The following is a 19,395-nucleotide window of genomic DNA, read 5'->3' as shown; positions in this document are numbered from 1 at the left end:
AAAAAGCGGCCGCTCCTACGCCGAGCGACCGCTTTTTCTTTGCGTCGGGTTTCCTGTCTCTTGTGTTGGAAGCAGTGCGTTTCCTCACGGGCGCTTACGCCTTCCCGGCAAAGGCGTTCGGGTCGTAGGCGTAGGGCGATTCGCGCAGGCTCTGCGCGAGGCGCGAGAAGATGTGCGCGGCTTCGGTTACGCGGTGGGTCGTCGCGCGAAGCGCCCGCTCGGGGTTTGCGGCACTTGCGGGGTCCCAGGCGCGCACCGCGTCGAGAAACGCCTTCGCGAAGTCTTCGGCGCGCGTCGAAGGACGACGCGCCAGCGCGAGAAAGGCCTTGCGGAGCGCTTCGTAGGTTTCGCGCTCTTCGGGGGAAACTTTGCCGAGGAGGCGTCCCTCGAGCGCCTCGTCCGCGTAGACCGCAAGGGCGCGCTCGGTGCGGTTCAGTAGACGCGTCTCGCGCCCGAGCTCGGGGATTTCCGTGATCGCGCTCCAAAGGCCCGCACCCGCGAGGAGTGCGGCCCAGCGGATCTTGAAGCCGCGCTTTTTCTTTTCGCCTGCAAACGGAATCGGGCAAAGCTTCACGCCCGCCGAGGCCGCGACGTCGCGGTTGAAAAGCACGACGGTCTGATCGCGCACGCAGCCGCCGAGCGCGGTGCCGAGATTGTCGGCGAAGGTGGTTCCCACGTTTTTTTCGTTCGACATGTTGCTCCTTTGACGCGCGGGGCGCGAAACGTGTTCGGGAGCTACCAAGAATAGCGCGTCGCAACGCCTGCAATCGGCTCGAACGCGGCCGAAAGGACCCCCGTAACAAAGCGAAAAAAGCGCAAAGGGAGGAGGGGAGCCCGAATGGCGCGTGATAAAATCCCCCGTTTGAGAACGGATGCCTTCCGAATATTGGGAGAACGGGCCATTTACGCCCCGTTGTCCGTCTCGTCGAATTCTCAACCGTAAGTTAAGCGAGTCAACAAAATGGCTATTGAGCGCACCCTTTCCATCATCAAGCCCGACGCCGTCGCGAAGAACGTGATCGGTCAGATCTACACGCGTTTCGAAAACGCCGGTCTCAAGATCGTCGCCGCCCAGATGCGCCAGCTCTCCCAGGCCGAAGCCGAAGGCTTCTACGCCGTGCACCGCGAACGTCCCTTCTTCAAGGACCTCGTTGCGTTCATGACGTCCGGCCCCGTGATGATCCAGGTGCTCGAAGGCGAAGGCGCCATCCTCAAGAACCGTGAGCTCATGGGCGCCACGGACCCGAAGAAGGCCGCCCCCGGCACGATCCGCGCCGACTTCGCCGAAAGCATCGACGCCAACGCCGTTCACGGCTCCGACGCTCCCGAAACGGCCGCCGTCGAAGTCGCCTACTTCTTCCCGACGCTCGCCGTTCACAGCCGCTAATCCGGTAAAGGCCAAGCCAAAGGACTATCCGTGACCGACATCCGAGAAGAGCCCGCCGCGGCGGGTGCCGCGACGTCGGTCGTCCGCGAGGACGACCGCGTCAATCTGTTGGACTTCGACCTTGAGGGGCTCACTGCCTGGTGCGCCTCGCACGGCGAAAAAGCCTTCCGCGCGACGCAGCTCGCGCGGTGGTTGCATCGTCACGTCGAAGGCGATTTCGAGCAGATGACGAACCTTGCGAAGAGCTTCCGCGCGAAGCTCGCCGAGCTCGCGAAAATCGAGCCTCCGCAGCCGATTGCCGAAAAGAAATCGGCCGACGGCACGCGCAAGTGGCTCTTCGATGTCGGTAACGGAAACGCGGTCGAATCGGTGTTCATCCCCGAGGACGACCGCGGCACGCTCTGCATCTCGACCCAGGCGGGCTGCGCCATGGGGTGCCTCTTTTGCTCGACGGGCAAACAGGGGTTCAATCGCAATCTGCGTACGAGCGAAATCGTCGGTCAGCTCTGGTGGGCCGAACGCGAACTGCGACGCGATCGCGGCATCACCGATCCCAACGATCGCGTGATCAGCAACGTGGTGCTGATGGGCATGGGGGAACCCCTCCAGAATCTCGACAACGTGATTCCCGCGCTCAAGCTCTTTCTCGACGACAACGGCTACGGTCTGTCGCGACGCCGCGTGACGGTGTCGACCTCGGGCCTCGTGCGTCAGATGGACAAGCTCGCCGAAGCGGCTCCGGTCGCTCTCGCCGTGAGTCTGCATGCGGCCGACGACGCGTTGCGCGACAAGCTGATGCCCGTCAATCGCAAGCACCCCCTCGCCGACCTGATGGCCGCGTGCCGTCGCTACCTCAAGGTGGCGCCGCGCGACTTCATTACGTTCGAATACGTGATGCTCGGCGGGATCAACGACGGTCTCGACGAGGCCGACAAACTGATCGAACTCGTGCGGCGCGAAAACGTTCCGTGCAAGTTCAACCTGATTCCCTTCAATCCCTTCACGCAGTCGGATCTTCGCAAGCCCGAACGCGACCGCGTGCTTGCTTTCTGCCGCCGCCTCAACGAGGCGGGGATCGTGACGACCGTGCGCAAGACGCGCGGCGACGACATCGACGCCGCCTGCGGGCAGCTTGCGGGCGAAGTGCGCGACCGCACGCGCCGCGCCGAACGCCTCGCGCAGCAAAAGGCCGAAGCGGCCGTCATCCTGCAAAAGGGCCTCGGTACGCGCTGAGCGCCGACCCCCCGACAGAGGGAACCTCAAACCAATTACCAGGACGGAATCCCCCCGAGAATCCGTCCACACCGATGAGATGGACGCCATGACGAAAGAAGATCCGACGATCGTGGAAAAGGCCGCAACCCAGGGGTTCGGCGAGGAATTGAGGCAGGCCCGCGAAGCCGCGGGCATCTCGCTCGGCGATATGGCCGTGAAGTGCCGTCTCTCGGTGATGCAGATTCGAGCGCTCGAAAGCGAAGACATGTCGCAGCTGCCCGAGCCCGTCTACGTGCGCGCCTTCATTCGCGGCTACGCCCAGCAGCTCGGTCTCGATCCCGCGCGTCTTCAGGCCGACTACAACGCCCGCTACGGGCGCACGGGCGGCAACGTCGGTCAGGTGCCCGTTGCGAACCCGAACGAAGAACAGGTCATCCGCTCGAATTCGCGTCACCGCGGTCTCAAGGTGAGCCTCTTTTTCGTCTTCATCCTCATCGTGGCCGCCGGGGCCTGGGGCCTTTACACGGACCGCTTCGGCTCGAACGTTCTGAGCGAAGCCGAAAAGGTCGAAGAGGGCGTGAACGAAGTGCAGACGCCCGCCGCGACGGGCTCGTCGGGCACGACCGGCACGACCGGCACGACCGAAACCGCCCCGGCTCAGACGGCTCCGGCTGCTTCCGCGCCCGTTCCGACGCCGGCTCCCGCCTCTCAGCCCGCCGCTACCGCCGCTCAGCCTGCCGCGCCTGCTTCGTCCGCAGCTCCGGCTGCGCCGGCCGCTCCCGCAGCCGAGCCCGCGCAGACGGCTTCGACGGCTTCGGTCGCGCCCGCCCGCGCGGCGGAAGAACCCGCGCAGGCCGATCCCGCCGCTCCGGTCGTGCACCGCGTGACGCTTGCGACGACCGCCTCCTGCTGGGTGCAGGTGACGGGCCCTGCGGGCGAGCGCATCGTCGCCCGAGAAATGAAGGCGGGCGACTCGCACACGGTCGACGTCCCCTCGGGGTCGCGCTTTACGATCGGCAACGGTCGCGCTCTCACGCTCTCCGTCGACGGCAAGGCCTACGACTACGCCTTCGCGATCCGCAACGGGGTCGCGCGCTTCGCCCTGCAGTAAAGCGGCGGTCCGACTTCACCACGGCGGCGCAGCGTTTGCGCCGCCTTTTTCACGTATTCGAAAAGCACAATGACAACCATTCGTACGGAAGGCTTGCGACGTCACCCGACCCACGCGGTCGAGGTGAAGTGGAAGGATCACACGGTCACGATCGGCGGGGGACGTCCCGTCGTCGTTCAGTCGATGACCAACACCTCGACGGCCGATACGGAGAAGACGGTCGAACAGGTGCTCGCGCTCGCGCGTGCCGGGAGCGAACTCGTGCGTCTCACGGTCAATACGCCCGAAGCGGCCCGTGCGGTCGTCGAGATTCGCGAAAAGCTCGATCGGGCGGGATGCTTCGTGCCGCTCGTGGGGGACTTCCACTACAACGGCCACAAGCTTCTCACCGAAGTGCCCGAATGCGCGGCCGCGCTCTCGAAGTACCGCATCAATCCGGGGAACGTCGGCAAAGGCGACCGCGCGGCGGAAAATTTCGCCGTGATGATCGAAACCGCCAAGCGTTACGGCGCCGCGGTGCGTATCGGCGTGAACGGCGGCTCGCTCGACCAGGAACTCCTGGCGCGGATGATGGACGAAAACAACGCCCGCCCCGAGCCGGCGGATCCTTCGGAAGTGCTCCTTGAGGCGCTCGTTGAGAGCGCCCTTTCGAGCGCGAAGGGAGCCGAAGCCTTGGGCCTTCCCGCAAACCGCATCGTTCTTTCCTGCAAGGTTTCGACCGTGCCGGAACTCCTGCGCCTTTACCGCATGCTCGCGAAGCGCTCCTCGTACGCGCTTCATCTCGGGCTCACCGAAGCGGGGATCGGCTCGAAGGGGATCGTCGCTTCGAGCACGGCTCTCGGCGTTTTGCTCGAAGAAGGGATCGGCGACACGATTCGCGTGTCGCTCACGCCCGCGCCCGGTGCGGCCCGCACGGAAGAGGTCGTCGTCGCTCAGGAGATTCTTCAGAGCCTCGGACTGCGCTCCTTCCTTCCGACCGTGACGAGTTGCCCAGGGTGCGGTCGCACGAGCTCGGAATTCTTCCAGGAGCTTGCCGCTTCGACGCAGAGTTTCCTCCGCGAGCGCATGCCCGAGTGGCGTACGGCGTACCCGGGGGCCGCGGGCATGAAGGTGGCCGTCATGGGGTGCGTCGTGAACGGCCCCGGCGAAAGCCGTCAGGCCGACATCGGCATCAGTCTCCCCGGAGCGGGCGAGAGCCCCGTCGCCCCCGTCTACATTCGCGGCGTCAAGGTCGCGAGCCTCAAGGGTTCCGACATGGCGGAACGCTTTCAGGCTATGATTGAAGAATTCGTGCGAACCACGTACGCACAATAAAATTTCATAAAAATCAGAGGATTCGCGATAGAGCGATCCCGCATCCAACGAAGGTTTCGACAATGGCGAAGGAAAAATTCACGGGCGTCAAGGGCATGAACGACATGCTCCCGCAGGATGCCGCGCTCTGGCAGTTCGTTCAGAAGACGGCCGTCGACGTCCTCGAGCGTTACGGGTACCAGGAAATCCGAACGCCGATTCTGGAAAACACGCGCGTTTTCACGCGCGGTGTCGGTGAAGTGACCGACATCGTCGAAAAGGAGATGTACTCTTTCGTCGACTCGATGAACGGCGACCAGTTGACGCTGCGCCCCGAGTGCACGTCCGCCGTGGTGCGTGCCGTGAACGAACACAATCTCCTTTACGGCACCAACCAGCGTCTCTGGTACTGCGGTCCCATGTTCCGTCACGAGCGCCCGCAGCGCGGCCGCTACCGTCAGTTCCATCAGCTTGGCGCCGAAGCCCTCGGCATGGAAGGGCCCGACGTCGATGCGGAAATGATCGTCATGCTCGCGCGCATCTGGAAGGCGCTCGGCGTGGGTCCCGTCAAGCTTGAAATGAACACGCTCGGCGCGCTCGACGAACGTCAGGCGCACCGCGACGCGCTCATCCGCTACTTCGAGGACCACAAGGCCGAGCTCGACGAAGACGCGCTTCGCCGCCTCTACACGAACCCGCTTCGCATTCTCGACACGAAGAACCCCGAGATGCAGGAACTCGTCAACGCGGCCCCGCGTCTTCTCGACTTCCTCGGCGAAAAGAGCCGCGGCTTCCTCAATCGCCTCGAAGAACTCGTGAGCGCCGCCGGGATCGAATACACGATCAACCCGCGCCTCGTTCGCGGTCTCGACTACTACAACCACACCGTCTTCGAGTGGATTACCGACAAGCTCGGCGCCCAGGGCACGATCTGCGGCGGCGGTCGTTACGACCCGCTCGTCGAAATGCTCGGCGGTCGTCCGGCTCCGGGCGTGGGCTTTGCCATGGGGATGGAGCGCGTGATCGAACTCATCCGCGAAGTCGGCAACGTGCCCGTGAAGACGCAGACGGACGTCTACGTCATTCACCACGGCGGCGACACGCAGACGAAGGCCCTCCTTCTTGCCGAAGCGATGCGCGACCTCAACGTGCGCGTGATCGTGCACCCGGGCAGCGGCAGCATCAAGAGTCAGATGAAGAAAGCCGACGCCTCGGGCGCCGACTTTGCGGTCTTTGCGACCGAGGACGAACTCGCCGAGGGCGCCGTTTCCGTCAAGGCGCTTCGCGCATACGACGACGGCCGCACGGTTCCCTTTGCCGAACAAACCCGCGTGGCGCTGGCCGACGCCCCGAAGGCGGTGGCGGCGGCGCTTGCAACGATGCGCGCCTGATCGCCCGCATCGCCGACAACGAACTTAGGAGCGTCAAGCAATGGCTTACGACTTGGAAGAGCAGGAAAGTATCGATCAGATGAAAGCCTGGTGGGACACGTGGGGTACCCCCGTGACGGCCGCCGTCTGCGTCGTGTGTCTCGGTTTCGCCGGCTGGAACGGCTGGCAGTGGTACAAGCGCAATCAGACGGCTTCGGCGGCGGGCGCCTACGTGCAGCTGCAGCACGCCGTGGCGAACAACGACGCGAAGAACGTCGCGTCGCTCTCCTCGGGTCTGATTTCTTCCTACGGCTCCACGATCTACGCGCCCTTGGCCGCCTTCGTCGCCTCGCAGGCCGCGCTCGGCTCGGGCGACTTCGCCGCCGCGGAAGAAAAGTTGAAGTGGGTGATCGAAAAGTCGAACCACCCCGAATACGAAACGATCGCGCGCGTGCGTCTTGCGGGCGTCTACTACGACGAAGGGAAGTTGGACGACGCGCTCGCGCTTCTTGACGCCGCGAAGCCCGAACCCCGTCAGAAGTCGATCGTGCTCGATCGTCAGGGCGACATCTGGCGCGCCAAGGGCGACGTTGCCAAGGCCCGCGCTGCCTGGGAAGAGCTCATGAAGGTCGCCGACAAGAACGATCCGATCGTTCGCGTCGTGCAGTACAAGCTGGGCGCCCTCCCGACGGTCGAAGGCTGATCGACCGCACTCAAGCGGCCGTCCCGTCGGGCGCGCCGCTTCGAAAATCGCCCGCCCTTTGCCCGGACGGGCGTTTTTCGTGGGGAAGAGGGACTCGGGACGCCGAAAAAGTCCCCCTCCCGCTTCACGCCCGAGCATCGGGCCCCGTACAATGACGGCCAACCGACGGCGCCGCGCCCCGGCGAGGACGGCTCGGATCGTTCCGAACGTTTTCCGCCGCCCTTTCGAGGAGCCCGCGCGACGCGCCGCCCACGTTCGCAAGGAATTTCGAGCATGTCTTTCAACCATGTGCTGACCCGCCTCGCGGCGGCCGCGCTTCTTACGCTGCCGCTCGCCGGCTGCGGTCTCTTTTCTTCGTCCGATACGCACGAACCCGCCGAACTTCAGGACATCACGCCGAAGACGACGGCTCGCGTGCTCTGGCGCGTCAACGTGGGCGAAGGCGCTTCGCGCAGTCTCGCTCCGGCCGTGACGGACAACGCCGTCTATGCGGCGGGCGAAGACGAGATCTACCGACTCGATCGTCAGACGGGCGACGTGGTCTGGCGCGCGAAAGCCAAGGGCCGCATCACGGCCGGCATCGGTACGGACGGCAACTACGTGGCGGTCGGGACCGAACGCGGCGAAGTCGAAGTGTTCGACGCCGAAGGGAAGTTCGTCTGGAGCGCGACGCTTTCGTCCGACATCGACGTGCCGCCCTTGGTCGGCGCGGGTCGCGTCGTAGTGAAGTCGTCCGACACGCGCATCACCGGGTTTGACCTCATCACGGGCGCCCGCGTGTGGCGCTACCAGGGCCAGGTGCCCGCGCTCACGCTCAAGGTCTTCTCGCAGATGACCTGGTCGCCCGCGGGCGTGCTGATCGGTCAGGCCAACGGCCGTCTGCTCGCTCTCAACCCCAACGACGGCAAGGTGGTCTTCGACGCCGTGATCGGTCAGGCCAAGGGGATCACCGAGGTCGAACGACTGATCGACGTCGTGGGTCGTCCCTGGGTCGACAACGAACTCATGTGTGCGGCCACCTTCCAGGGGAACGTCGTTTGCATGCAGACGCAAAACGGCCGCACGGTCTGGGCCGCGCCCGTCGATGCGGTGACGGGCCCCGTGGCCGACGCCCGCATGGTCTACGAAGTCGACGACGCGGGTCGCGTTCACGCGTTCAACCGCACGAACGGTCGCGAAGCCTGGGTGAACGACACGATGCTTTACCGCTCGGTGTCGACCCCGATTCGCGTCGGTTCGACGCTCGCCGTGGGCGACTACGAAGGGTACGTCACATTCCTCAACCCCGCCACGGGCGAAGCGGTCGCGCGCACGTCGCTCTCGGGTGCGATCACTTCGCCCGCCGCGCAGTACGGGTACGGTGCGATCTTCCAGACGATCGAAGGCGACGTCGCGCACATCGTCGAGGAACCGCTCGGCGAATAACCGTCGGGCTCCCCGTCGAGCCGTTTCTTTTTCGAATTGACCGCCGGGGCGTGCGTGACCGAACCACCGCCCCGGCCTTTTGATTTTTTGAGAACCTATGCTTCCTGTTGTTGCACTCGTTGGTCGTCCGAACGTCGGCAAGTCGACGCTCTTCAACCGACTCACGCGAAGCCGCGACGCCATCGTCGCCGATTATCCGGGCCTCACCCGCGACCGTCAGTACGGTCAGGGTCGCATCGGTCCGCGTCCCTACATCGTCGTCGACACGGGCGGTTTCGAGCCCGTGAAGAGCGAAGGCATCGTCAAGGCGATGGCCGGTCAGGCCGAACTCGCGATCGAAGAGGCCGACGTCGTTCTCTTCGTGTGCGACGCCCGTGCGGGTCTGACGCCGCACGACGCGCGCATCGCGCAGCACCTGCGCGAATCGGGCCGCCCCGTGAAGCTCCTCGTCAATAAGGCCGAAGGCCTCTCGGACATCGCGAAGGCGGAATTCTACGAACTCGGCCTCGGCGAACCCTACCTCATCTCGGCCGCTCACGGTCAGGGCGTGCGCGCGGTGATCGACCTCGCGCTCGAACCCTTCCCCGAAGAGAAGGACGACGAAGAGGAAACGGATCCCGATGCGCCGAAGCGCCTCAAGGTGACGCTCGCCGGGCGCCCGAACGCCGGGAAGTCGACGCTCATCAACGCGTTGATCGGCGAAGAACGCCTCATCGCCTTCGACATGCCCGGCACGACCCGCGACGCGATCAAGGTCGACTTCGAGTACGAAGGCCGCCCCTACGAGCTCGTCGACACGGCGGGTCTTCGCAAGAAGGGCAAGGTCTTCGAAGCGATCGAAAAGTTCTCCGTCGTGAAGACCCTCCAGGCGATCGAAGACGCGAACGTCGTCATTCTCGTCATCGACGCGAAGAACGGCATCGCCGACCACGACGCGCACATCGCGGGTTACGTGCTTGAGAGCGGCCGTGCGCTTGTCGTTGCCGTCAACAAGTGGGACCTCATGGACGGGTACGAGCGCGAAATGTTCTCGCTCGAACTCGAGCGCAAGCTCCACTTCCTGCGCTGGGCCCGCATGATCCGCATCTCCGCCCTGAAGCGTAACGGTCTCAATCACTTGATGCGTGCGGTCGACGAAGCGCACGCGGCCGCCTACCGCAAGATTTCGACGCCGAAACTCACGCGCGCCCTCATCGAAGCGGTCGAACGCCAGCAGCCCCCGCGCGCCCGCGGCGGTCGTCCGAAGCCCCGCTACGCCCATCAGGGGGGCTCGAACCCGCCCGTCATCGTCATTCACGGCAACGCGCTCGAAGATATCGGCGAGAGCTACCGCCGCTACCTCGAAAGCTTCTTCCGCGAGAAGTTCGACTTGGCGGGCACGCCTCTTCGCATCGAATTCCGCACGAAGGAAAACCCCTTCGTCAAATCGGACGAAAAGCGCTGACCGTTCGACGCTTTCGGGGAACGTTTGTTAACGGATTTCCCCCGCAACGACGGGGGAAAGTGAACGGGCGGTGTTAAGATTGACCTGAACCGTTTCGGGCGTTGCTCCGAGGGCGACGCCCGTCCCCCGCGAGGAGCTCGGGTCGACCGCAAGGTCGCCCGAATCCGCGAAAAAAACAACAAGGCTTTTTGCCGTTTCGGCACGGTCCCGAACGGCCGGAGAATAATAACTATGGCTACAAACAAAGGGCAGCTCCTGCAGGATCCCTTCCTCAACACGCTCCGCAAGGAACACATCCCGGTTTCGATCTACCTCGTCAACGGCATCAAGCTCCAGGGTCAGATCGAATCCTTCGACCAGTACGTGGTGCTTCTGCGCAACACCGTGACGCAGATGGTCTACAAGCACGCGATCAGCACCGTCGTGCCGACCCGCTCGGTCACCGTCGCCTCGAACGCCGCCAACTCGTCGGAGAACTAAACTGGCCGTCTTCCAGATCGATGAGACGCGCGAGGAGAAGGCCTCGCGCGCCTTTCTTGTCTCCGTGCTCATGGGCCGAAACTACTACACGGATTCGGCCGAAGAGCTTCGCCTTCTCGTTACCTCGGACGGGCTCGAGCCCTGCGGTCTCATGCAGGCCAAGCGCGACAAACCCGATCCCGCGACCTACCTCGGCTCCGGGAAGATCGAGGAGCTGAAGACCGTTGCCGAAGAAAGCGGTGCCGACGTCGTCGTCTTCGACGTGGCACTCTCGGCCGCTCAGCAGCGCAACATCGAGCGCACGATCGACAAACCCGTGCTCGACCGCACGCAGCTCATTCTCGACATCTTCCGCGCCCGCGCGAAAAGCCGCGAAGGGCGTCTTCAGGTCGAGCTCGCCCGCCTCGAACATCTCTCGACGCGCCTCGTGCGCGGCTGGACGCACTTGGAGCGTCAGCGCGGGGGGCTCTCCAAAACGGGCGGCCCGGGCGAAAAGCAGATCGAACTCGACCGCCGCATGATCGGCGTGCGCGTGAAGCAGCTGCGCGATCAGTTGAAAAAGCTCGCGCGCCAGCGCGGCACGCAGCGTCGCGCCCGCACGCGCGGCGACACCCTCACCGTGTCGCTCGTGGGCTATACGAACGCGGGGAAGTCGACGCTCTTCAACAAACTTACGCGTGCGAGTTCGTACGCGGCCGACCAGCTCTTCGCAACGCTCGATACGACGGCGCGCCGCTGTTGGATCAGCGACGAAGAGACGGTCGTTGCGAGCGACACCGTGGGCTTTATCCGGGGGCTCCCGCATCAGCTGATCGAAGCCTTCAAGTCGACGCTCGACGAAACCGTGCACGCGGATTTGCTCCTGCACGTCGTGGACGCTTCCTCGAACGTGCGCGAAGACCAGATTCGCGAAGTGAACGCCGTTCTCGAAGAAATCGAAGCGGACACGATCCCCGTGATTCTGGTCTACAACAAGATCGACCGCGCGAACCTCGCTCCCGAAATCGTGCGTCATCCCGACGGAACGCCCAAGGCGGTGTTTCTTTCGGCCTTGACGGGCGAAGGGCTCGATTTGTTGCGCGGTGCGATCGGAGAGTTTTCCGCCAAGTGGCGCGAAGAAAATCCGAACGAGCCGCGCGCGCCCGAACCCTGGGAAGAGGAGCTTGAAGCCGAACACGCGACGAAGACCCCGGAAGAGGAACTCCACGCGCTCGAAGCGCTCCTCTGATTTTCTGAGATCGACCGCTCGGGCTCGACTCCGAAGTCGAATCCGAGAAATAGAACGACCCGCCCTTCGCACCGAAAGGCGGGTCGTTTTTATCGGGTGCGTCCGAAACTCATTTCGCGCGGAAGCGTCCCGCCGCGAGCGCAACCGCAAGGAGCAGCACCGCTTCGCAGACGAACGCCGTGGAAAGGCTCGTACGGTGCGCGACGAAGCCGATCAACGCCGGGCCCGTCAATAGCCCCGCATAGCCGAGGGTCGTCGCGCTCGCAAGAGCCAGAGCCATCGGCATCTCCTTTTGTTCGCCGGTCGCCGCAAAGGCGATCGGAACGATGTTGGAGCTCCCCACGCCAAGCAGAAAGAACGCAAAGAGCGCCGCCGCACCCGATTCGACCCCGACCGCAAGAAGAATCGCAGCCGCCGCAAGCAGCGCCCCCGCTCGCACGGTCGCACGCGGTCCGATCCGGGCGATCAGGCGATCGCCGAGAAAGCGCATCACGGTCATCGCGACGGAGAAAAAGGCAAAGCCAAGGCCGGCATTCTCCAAGCTCATCCCGCGCGTTTCCGTGAGAAAGAGCCCCGACCAGTCGAGTACCGCCCCTTCGGCCAGAAAGAGGATGAAGCAGACGGCGCCGAGAAAGAGAACGCCGCCGCGCGGCATGACGAAGAGCGGCGTCTTTTCGCCGCTTTTTTCTTCGCGGCCCGCGTCTTCGATCACCCAGCGACCGATCCGGAACCAGAGGAGAACGAACAGGGCCGTGAGGAGCACCGCCGCCGCGACGGGCGAAAAGGAGAGGTTGAGTAGCGCCGTCATCGCAAGCGCCCCCGCAACGCCGCCCACGGAGTAGAGCGCGTGAAAGCCCGAGAGAAGGCGCTTGGGGCTCCGTGCGTCTACCACCACCGAATGCACGTTCATCCCGACGTCGATCCCGCCGAAGGCCATGCCGAAAAGAAGGAGCCCCACGCCCGTCACAAGTGCCCCGGTGAGGGATGCGGCTTCCAGGGGAAGGCACAGCGTGAGAGCGAGCGCCGCGAGGAGCGTGCCGCAGACGGGAACCGAACACGCCAGCACGCGCCGTGCGCCCGCACGCGCGACCCAGGCGCCCGCTGCGGGCATGGCGATCAGGCCTCCGAGGCCGAGGGCGAGGAGCAAAAGGCCGAAGCTTCCTTCGTCAAGGCCGAGGTGCGTTTTGACAAAAGGAACGAGCGAGGCCCAGACGGCCATGAAAAAGCCCGCAATGAAAAAGGAGAGGCGGGTGGCGTGGTGTTCGCGGGGGATTTCCGCCCACCACGGGCGGGAGGGACGAGGGAAAAAGGCGGACATGGGGAAGCCGGAAAGGAAAAGCCGGGAAAGGAAAGCCGCGCCCGGGGATATTCGGGTGCGGCATAGGAGTGTCGACGGTACGGGTGTCGAGAGAAAGGCGACGTTCGGTCTCAGGGGAGAAGCGCTTCGGTGTGAACGCGCTTCGGGTCGCACCCGAGGCCGATGACGGCTTCGGCCATGGAATTCATGAAGCCCGCGCTCCCGCACGCATAGACGGTGCGGTTCGCGACGTCGGGGCAGAATTCGAGGATGCGTTCGGCCGTGAGGCGCCCCGTCGGTTCGCCGGGAAGGGGATCCTCCTTCACGAAGGGCACGAACGTGAGCTCTTCGCGGCACTCGGCGAGCGTGCGCCAGAGCTTATCGAAGACGACCGACTCCTGATTGCGCGCGCAGTAGAGGACCGTAACGGGCGTGCCCGGACGGTGAATGAGGAGTTCGCGCGCGATCGACATGACGGGCGTCACACCGATCCCGGCGGCGATGAGAAGGAACGGGCCCGGATCCTTCTCATCGACGACGAAGTCGCCCATCGGTTCCGAAATCGAGAAGCGGGCGCCGACGGGGACCTCCTTCGTGATCCAGTTGGAACCCTTGCCTTCCGGAACGCACCGGACGGTAAGCGTCGTAAATTCGCACGAGCCGCAGGTCGACGAAACGGTCCAGCAGCGAACGAGCCCCGTGTCGCCGATCGGGACCATCACGAACTGGCCCGCCTTGGGGCGGAACGTCTTCGGGGTTTCGAGCTGAATCGTCCAGGTGTCGGGCGTTTCGCAAATGCGCCCGTGAAGCGTCACGGGCACGGTAAAGGGCATCGTCATAGAGCCTCCGGGAAGAGAGTGTTTGAGCGTGACCGAGTATAGTCCGAGCGCCCCGAATCGTCGGTCCCGCACGGGAAAAGAGCGTCGGAAAACGGAAAAAGAAAAACTCCGACGCGCCCGCAAGGGAGTCGTCGGAGTTTCGGGGGACGGGGAAAGCGGTCGGGAGGCTTCCCGCCGCTTTCCTTTCACACCTTGCCCGAGCGCTCAAACGAGCGAGAAGAAGCGGCGCACCATGCGGATGCGTTCTTCGACCGTGTCGAGCCGCAGGAACTCCTTGTCGCAGTGGAAACCGCCGCCCGCAGGGCCGCAGCCGTCGATCACGGGCACGCGCATGGCGGCGATGTGGTTGCCGTCGGAGCCGCCGCCCGCGTCGATCCACGTCGCTTCGAATCCTTCGAGACGGGCCGCTTCGGTGATTTTCGCCACGAGTTCCTTCGTGTCGGGCGAGAGCGGCATGGCGGGCGAACGGTTGAGCATTTCGATCGTCTGCGTGACGCCTTCGACCCAGGTCGAGTCGACCAGTTCGCGAAGCGCCCGGTCGAGCGACTCGTGGTGCTCGTCGAACCAGTAGCGCGTATCGATTTCGATCGTGCAGCGGTCCGAGATGACGTTCGAGACGGTGCCCCCGTGGATGACGCCCGGGTTCACGGTCGTGCCGAGCGCGTCGTCCGCAAGACCGTACGCGGCGAGCGCGAAGCGCATCGCGGCGATGTTGGCGTTGCGGCCGTCCTTGGGGTTGTTGCCCGCGTGCGAAGAGACGCCCTTGAAGGTGACGCGGTAGCTTGCGACGCCCTTTCGGGAGCGCACGAGTTCACCGCCCGCACGGGCCGCTTCGAAGACGAGCACGTTGCGCGCCTTTTTTCCGTGCTCGCAGAGCCAGGCGGTCGAGGCCTTCGAACCCGTTTCTTCGTCGGGATTGAAGGCGCAGCAAATCGACAAACGTTCGAGGTCCTTCGGGTCCGCCGTCTTGCAGGCGTAGTAGGCGGCGAGCACCCCGCCCTTGCAGTCGGAGCAGCCCGGCCCGTAGGCGCGGTCGCCTTCGACGCGCAGGGGACGCTCCGCCGCCGTACCGTCGGGGAAGACCGTATCGAGGTGGCCGTTCATCATCACGTCGTAGTGATCGGCCTCGGGCTTGTTGCGGCAAAGGAGCCCCTTGCCGACGGCGGGGCCGAGGTCGACGAGTTCGCACGTGAAGCCGATCGACTCGAAGTAGCCCTTCATGATTTCCGCGGCGCGCGTCACGCCCGCACGGTTGGAGGTGCCGCAGTCGAGGTTGACGAGCGGCTCGAGGTCCTTGAGGTAGTCGTTGAGCAGGGTCATGGTTCGTGGATTCCGGAAGAAAAAAAATACCGCCGGTCCCCGAAGAGGCCGGCGGTCGCTGATCGGTCGATCAGGCGAAGAAGCGCATGAGGATCATGCCGATGCAGGCCATGAGAACGCTGTTGAGCATCAGAACGGGCCAATATTTCTTGGGCGCGTTCGCAACGCCGAGGAGACGTCCCATGTACTGAATCTGCGAAGCCATCAGAATCAAGGCGGGCGCGAGAATCGTGATGTCGTGACCGTTGAGCGTGCCGCTCGCGGCGAGGCTCGCCGCCACGCCGACGCCCGCACCGCAGGAGAGCCACGTTGCCAGGAGAACCGAGAGGGCTTCGCCCGGAAGGCCGAAGACGCCCATGACGCCGCCGAAATTTTCGCCGAGGAACTTCATCACGCCGAAGAGCTGCAGCATGTAGGTGAGCACGAACGCCATGAGCACGTTGGGCAGCAGGCTGTAGAGGCCGATGTTGAGACCCTTCTTCGTCCCGACGATGAAGATGTCGAACGGGTTGTTGCTCTTCGTTTCGGTGGAATTACTGCTCATTTTCGAAATCCTTCTTGTAGACGGTATGCAAGAGCGAGCGGATGAACATGCCGCCCACGAACTTCAAGCAAAGAATGACGACCATCGGAACCCAGACGGCGCAGGTGAACATGCCGAAGAGGGCCGAAACGGTCGAGTAGTAGTTGCTGATGCAGCCCGCGCCCGAATACTGCCAGGCGCAGATCGTCACGAGGTTGCGCTTCGTGATGTGGCCTTCGTCGTAAAGGGCACGCGTGATCGCGGCGCCGCCGTCGGTACTCTGAAGGTCGGTGATGAGCGCGAGGCCCGTCTTGCCGGGAACGCCGAGGAGCGGACGAAGGAGCGGGGTAAGGAGCACCTGAGCGGCACGCAGAGCACCGTAGTGCTCGAGCACCTCGATGAGCCCCATGGCGAGCATGACGCCCGGAACGAGGGAGAGCGAGAAGAGGAAGCCCGCACGAGCGCTGAGGCCGCCTGCACCGGTGAAGTTGTTCTTCGACTCGGCGATCGTGCCGAATTTGCCGATCAAAGTCGTGTAGTCGAATGCGCCGAGCCATTGCTGAGATTCGGGCATGTTGTAAAAGACGCCGGAGAAATAGATGATGGCGAAGGCCAGGGCAATGTAGGCCCCGATACCCGCCTTGGGGTTCTCTTCAGAGGCGGCGGCCTGCTGGGAGGGGGTGTCGGACATAAGGTTTCCTCTGTAATCAATGTCGAAGACGTTACATTTGTAACCTCCAAGTTCTCTATCCTACGGAGATGCCGTGGTCGATGCGTAGGGAATCTGTCGTATCGGGTTTGACGGTCCGGGAGCTTGTTTTTCTCGGTACATCAGGGGTATCCGCAAAAAGAGAGGTAGGTTTTGCGAGCCAACACGTTCGGATCCGTCCGAAAGGTCGGACTCAAGCCGAAAACGGACGGGATGCGCTCGGGATTCGGGTATGCGAGAGGGGGATTTTCTTTGCGAATCATTGCGAAAGAACATATCCCGACACGGCATTCGATACAATTTCCTGATCGGAAAAACCGGGACGCTTCCGCGCCGACGAGCGTGTCGAATCGCCCACCGGACAATCGGAGAACAGCATCCATGTCGCTCAATGACCCCCATTGGGGCCGCGGTTCCGACGAGCCGCAAGACACGAAAAAGGACGAGGGTCGCGAAGAAACGCCCGCGGGCGGGCGCAATACGGGTCGCGATGACTACCACGACCGCGACGACGCGTCGCGCAGTGCGCGCAACCATCGCAACGATCGCGGCAACCGCGACAATCGCGATGACGGCGAAGGGGACGAACTCGACCGTCTCTGGCGCAATTTCACCGACATGATCAACGACGCGATGGGCTCTCGCAACGAGAACCGTCGCCGCGAGGATCTGCGCTCGCAACTGAAGTCGCGCGACGACTTTTCGTACGAGGACGACCGCAGTCGCCGCGACGACCGCGACGAGGATCCCGCCGCGGGTCCGCGCGTGCGTCCCGAACCGCACCGCGAGTCCGAGCGCGTCTCTCCCCTCGAGGCCTTCCGACGTGCCCAAGAACGCGAACGCCGCTCGGGCGGCGGCCGAGGCGAGAAGCGCTCCGGGTTCGGAGCGGGCGTTTTCCTTGCCTTCGTCGTTGCCGGTTGGGCCGCTTCGGGCTTTTACATCGTGCCCGAAGGGCAGACGGGCGTCGTGACGACGTTCGGTCGCTATGCCGAATCGACCATGCCGGGCTTTCACTGGCACATGCCCGCGCCCGTGCAGAGCGTGCAGCTCGTTGACGTCAGCAGCGTACGCACGACCGAAATCGGCGGCTCCGCAAGCTCGAACCGTCTGCGCGAAGCGCTCATGCTCACCGACGACGAAAACATCGTCGACGTGCAGTTCACGGTCCAGTACCGCATCAAGCCCGAAACGGGCGCGAGGGACTACCTCTTCAATACGCGCGCGCCCGACACGTCGGTCGTGCAGGCCGCGGAGTCGGCCATGCGCGAAGTGGTCGGTCGCAAGACGATGGACAGCATCCTCTTCGAATCGAAGGCCGAAATCGCCGAAGCCGTGAAGGCGTCGATGCAGTCGATGCTCGACCGCTATTCGACCGGGATCGAGGTGATGAGCGTTGCGATTCAGAACGCTCAGCCCCCGCAGCCCGTTCAGGCGGCCTTCAACGACGCCGTCAAGGCGGGTCAGGACCGCGAACGCTCGATCAACCTCGGCGAAGCGTACATGAACGCGGTGCTCCCGAAGGCTCAGGGTACGGCCTCGCGCCTCAAGGAAGAGGCCGAGGGTTACAAGGCGCGCGTCGTGGAAACGGCCGCGGGCGACGCGGACCGCTTCAAGTCGGTCTACGCCGAATACAAGGCCGCGCCCGAAGTGACGCGCGACCGCCTCTACATCGACGCGATGCGCGAAGTCTTCTCGAACGTCTCGAAGATCTACGTGGGGAGCGACTCGGGGAACAATCTCCTTTACCTCCCGCTCGACAAGATCGTCTCGACGACGAAGAAGGCCGCCGAAACGGAAGCGCTCGACGCTCAAGGCGCAATCGGTACGACGCCCTCGACCGCCGCCGCGTCGACGACCGGTACGTCGAACACCGCCTCGGCGCACTACGAAACGGAACCCGCCGCCGACCTCCGCGACATCCGATCGCGCCTCCGCTGATTTGAAAGGTTGACAACGTGAAACGCATCATCAACATCGTCATTGCTCTTGCGGTGCTTGCGGGCGCCGCACGCCTGTGCCTTTACACGGTGAACGAGCGCGAGTACGCCATGGTGTTCGCGCTCGGCGAACTCCGTACGGTCGTCGACCAACCGGGGCTGCACTTCAAGTTGCCTCCTCCCTTCCAGAACGTCGTCTACCTCGACAAGCGCATCCTGACGCTCGACGCCTCGGGGGCCGATCTCGTGCAAACGAGCGAGAAGAAAAACCTCATGATCGACACCTTCGTGAAGTGGCGCATCGGCGACCCGCGCCGCTACTGGGTGTCCTTCCAGGGGAGCGAACGCGCCGCTTCGGACCGCGTCTCGGCCCTCTTGCGCGACGTGCTCAACATCACCGTCAACAAGCGCACGGTCAACCAGATCACGTCGGCCGAGCGCGAAAAGGCGATGGGCGAAATTTCGACCCTCCTTCAGGCGCGCGTCAAGGACGTCGGCATCGACATCGTCGACGTGCGCATGAAGCGCGTCGACTTCACGCCCGAAATTTCCGAGTCGGTCTACCGCCGCATGGAGGCCGAACGCAAGCGCGTCGCTTCGGAAGAGCGCTCGAAGGGCGCCGCTCAGGCCGAACGCATCCGCGCCAACGCCGACCGTCAGAGCGAGGTGATTCTCGCCCAGGCGTACCGCGACGCCCAGAAGATCAAGGGCGAAGGGGACGCCGCGGCCGCCCGCATCTATGCCGAAGCCTTCGGCAACGACCCCGAATTCGCGCGCTTTTACCGCTCGCTTGAAGCCTACAAGCAGAGCTTTGCCGATAAGAGCGACGTGATGGTGGTCGATTCGAACGCCGACTTCTTCGGCTTCATGAAGGACAAAGCGCAGAAATGAAGCCCTGGGAGGTCATGATCGCCGCGCTCGGTTGGGTGCTCGTCATCGAGGGACTGCTGCCTCTCACGGCACCCGAGGTCTGGAAAAAGACCGTGAGCGAAATCGCCCGCGCGCGCCCCGAAACGCTTCGCGCCGCCGGCGCGGTCTTCGTGGCCGCAGGCGTCACGATCGTGCTTTGGATGACGGGCTGAGGCCCCGAATCGGGCGCATCGGCGCAGTCGAA

The 19,395-nt window shown here is 64.1% G+C and carries 19 protein-coding genes; 13 read left to right on the top strand and 6 right to left on the bottom strand.

Annotated elements, in window-relative coordinates; all coding sequences use genetic code 11:
* Positions 1-94 precede the first annotated feature (94 nt).
* Positions 95-694 (bottom strand): hypothetical protein, encoded by a 600-nt coding sequence (locus S6FBBBH3_RS10125; protein ID WP_120177618.1) that lies wholly within the window; start codon positions 692-694, stop codon positions 95-97.
* A 267-nt stretch (positions 695-961) separates the two neighbouring features.
* Here S6FBBBH3_RS10125 and ndk point away from each other — a divergent pair, with 267 nt between their 5' ends.
* The 10 genes from ndk (at position 962) to hflX (ending at position 11,656) form a co-directional block, all read left to right on the top strand.
* Complete coding sequence (gene ndk, locus S6FBBBH3_RS10120) at positions 962-1,387, top strand: nucleoside-diphosphate kinase (RefSeq protein WP_120177617.1); 426 nt, start codon at positions 962-964, stop codon at positions 1,385-1,387.
* A 39-nt stretch (positions 1,388-1,426) separates the two neighbouring features.
* Positions 1,427-2,620 carry a 23S rRNA (adenine(2503)-C(2))-methyltransferase RlmN gene (rlmN, locus tag S6FBBBH3_RS10115; RefSeq protein ID WP_170143930.1) on the top strand — a complete coding sequence of 398 codons (1,194 nt, stop codon included), beginning with the start codon at positions 1,427-1,429 and terminating at the stop codon, positions 2,618-2,620.
* An 88-nt stretch (positions 2,621-2,708) separates the two neighbouring features.
* On the top strand, positions 2,709-3,713 hold the full coding sequence (locus S6FBBBH3_RS10110) for a helix-turn-helix domain-containing protein (RefSeq protein WP_170143912.1): 1,005 nt from the start codon (positions 2,709-2,711) through the stop codon (positions 3,711-3,713).
* 69 nt (positions 3,714-3,782) lie between these two features.
* Positions 3,783-5,027: a flavodoxin-dependent (E)-4-hydroxy-3-methylbut-2-enyl-diphosphate synthase gene (gene ispG / locus S6FBBBH3_RS10105; RefSeq protein ID WP_120177614.1), complete on the top strand. Its 1,245-nt coding sequence runs from the start codon at positions 3,783-3,785 to the stop codon at positions 5,025-5,027.
* A 62-nt stretch (positions 5,028-5,089) separates the two neighbouring features.
* Entirely contained in the window at positions 5,090-6,397 is a 1,308-nt protein-coding gene (hisS, locus tag S6FBBBH3_RS10100) for a histidine--tRNA ligase (protein WP_120177613.1), read from the top strand.
* Between the two features lie 40 nt (positions 6,398-6,437).
* Positions 6,438-7,079, top strand: coding sequence for a YfgM family protein (locus S6FBBBH3_RS10095; RefSeq protein WP_120177612.1), 642 nt, complete (start codon positions 6,438-6,440; stop codon positions 7,077-7,079).
* A 273-nt stretch (positions 7,080-7,352) separates the two neighbouring features.
* The gene (gene bamB / locus S6FBBBH3_RS10090; protein WP_120177611.1) at positions 7,353-8,504 is read left to right on the top strand and encodes an outer membrane protein assembly factor BamB; all 1,152 of its coding nucleotides are present in this window, start codon (positions 7,353-7,355) and stop codon (positions 8,502-8,504) included.
* A 97-nt stretch (positions 8,505-8,601) separates the two neighbouring features.
* Entirely contained in the window at positions 8,602-9,948 is a 1,347-nt protein-coding gene (gene der / locus S6FBBBH3_RS10085; RefSeq protein ID WP_120177610.1) for a ribosome biogenesis GTPase Der, read from the top strand.
* Between the two features lie 231 nt (positions 9,949-10,179).
* Positions 10,180-10,428: an RNA chaperone Hfq gene (hfq, locus tag S6FBBBH3_RS10080; RefSeq protein ID WP_120177609.1), complete on the top strand. Its 249-nt coding sequence runs from the start codon at positions 10,180-10,182 to the stop codon at positions 10,426-10,428.
* A 16-nt stretch (positions 10,429-10,444) separates the two neighbouring features.
* Positions 10,445-11,656: a GTPase HflX gene (hflX, locus tag S6FBBBH3_RS10075; protein ID WP_269460469.1), complete on the top strand. Its 1,212-nt coding sequence runs from the start codon at positions 10,445-10,447 to the stop codon at positions 11,654-11,656.
* 109 nt (positions 11,657-11,765) lie between these two features.
* Here hflX and S6FBBBH3_RS10070 read toward each other — a convergent pair whose 3' ends face one another.
* From S6FBBBH3_RS10070 to S6FBBBH3_RS10050, 5 genes are all read right to left on the bottom strand, one after another.
* The gene (locus S6FBBBH3_RS10070; RefSeq protein ID WP_120177607.1) at positions 11,766-12,974 is read right to left on the bottom strand and encodes an MFS transporter; all 1,209 of its coding nucleotides are present in this window, start codon (positions 12,972-12,974) and stop codon (positions 11,766-11,768) included.
* Between the two features lie 110 nt (positions 12,975-13,084).
* On the bottom strand, positions 13,085-13,792 hold the full coding sequence (locus S6FBBBH3_RS10065) for a ferredoxin--NADP reductase (RefSeq protein ID WP_120177606.1): 708 nt from the start codon (positions 13,790-13,792) through the stop codon (positions 13,085-13,087).
* A gap of 204 nt (positions 13,793-13,996) precedes the next feature.
* Positions 13,997-15,112 (bottom strand): M20 family metallopeptidase, encoded by a 1,116-nt coding sequence (locus tag S6FBBBH3_RS10060; protein ID WP_120177605.1) that lies wholly within the window; start codon positions 15,110-15,112, stop codon positions 13,997-13,999.
* 70 nt (positions 15,113-15,182) lie between these two features.
* Positions 15,183-15,656, bottom strand: coding sequence for a YjiG family protein (locus S6FBBBH3_RS10055; protein ID WP_120177604.1), 474 nt, complete (start codon positions 15,654-15,656; stop codon positions 15,183-15,185).
* Complete coding sequence (locus S6FBBBH3_RS10050) at positions 15,646-16,326, bottom strand: nucleoside recognition domain-containing protein (protein ID WP_120177603.1); 681 nt, start codon at positions 16,324-16,326, stop codon at positions 15,646-15,648. Before S6FBBBH3_RS10050 ends, S6FBBBH3_RS10055 begins: the two co-directional genes overlap by 11 nt.
* Positions 16,327-16,725: 399 nt before the next feature.
* Between S6FBBBH3_RS10050 and hflK the strand changes: the two genes are divergently transcribed.
* Genes hflK through S6FBBBH3_RS10035 form a run of 3 tightly spaced genes read left to right on the top strand, consistent with a single transcriptional unit; the run spans position 16,726 to position 19,363 of the window.
* A complete protein-coding gene (gene hflK, locus S6FBBBH3_RS10045; protein WP_120177602.1) occupies positions 16,726-18,282 on the top strand; it encodes an FtsH protease activity modulator HflK in 1,557 nt (518 codons plus the stop codon).
* A gap of 17 nt (positions 18,283-18,299) precedes the next feature.
* Entirely contained in the window at positions 18,300-19,172 is an 873-nt protein-coding gene (gene hflC / locus S6FBBBH3_RS10040; RefSeq protein WP_120177601.1) for a protease modulator HflC, read from the top strand.
* Positions 19,169-19,363, top strand: a complete 195-nt coding sequence (locus S6FBBBH3_RS10035) for a DUF2065 domain-containing protein (RefSeq protein ID WP_120177600.1) — start codon at positions 19,169-19,171, stop codon at positions 19,361-19,363. The genes hflC and S6FBBBH3_RS10035 overlap by 4 nt, the downstream gene beginning before the upstream one ends.
* Positions 19,364-19,395: the final 32 nt, after the last annotated feature.

The organism is Sutterella megalosphaeroides, assembly GCF_003609995.1.
Classification (GTDB): domain Bacteria; phylum Pseudomonadota; class Gammaproteobacteria; order Burkholderiales; family Burkholderiaceae_F; genus Sutterella; species Sutterella megalosphaeroides.
Note: the sequence above shows the minus strand (reverse complement) of the source record. Positions and strands in the feature narration are given on the sequence as shown.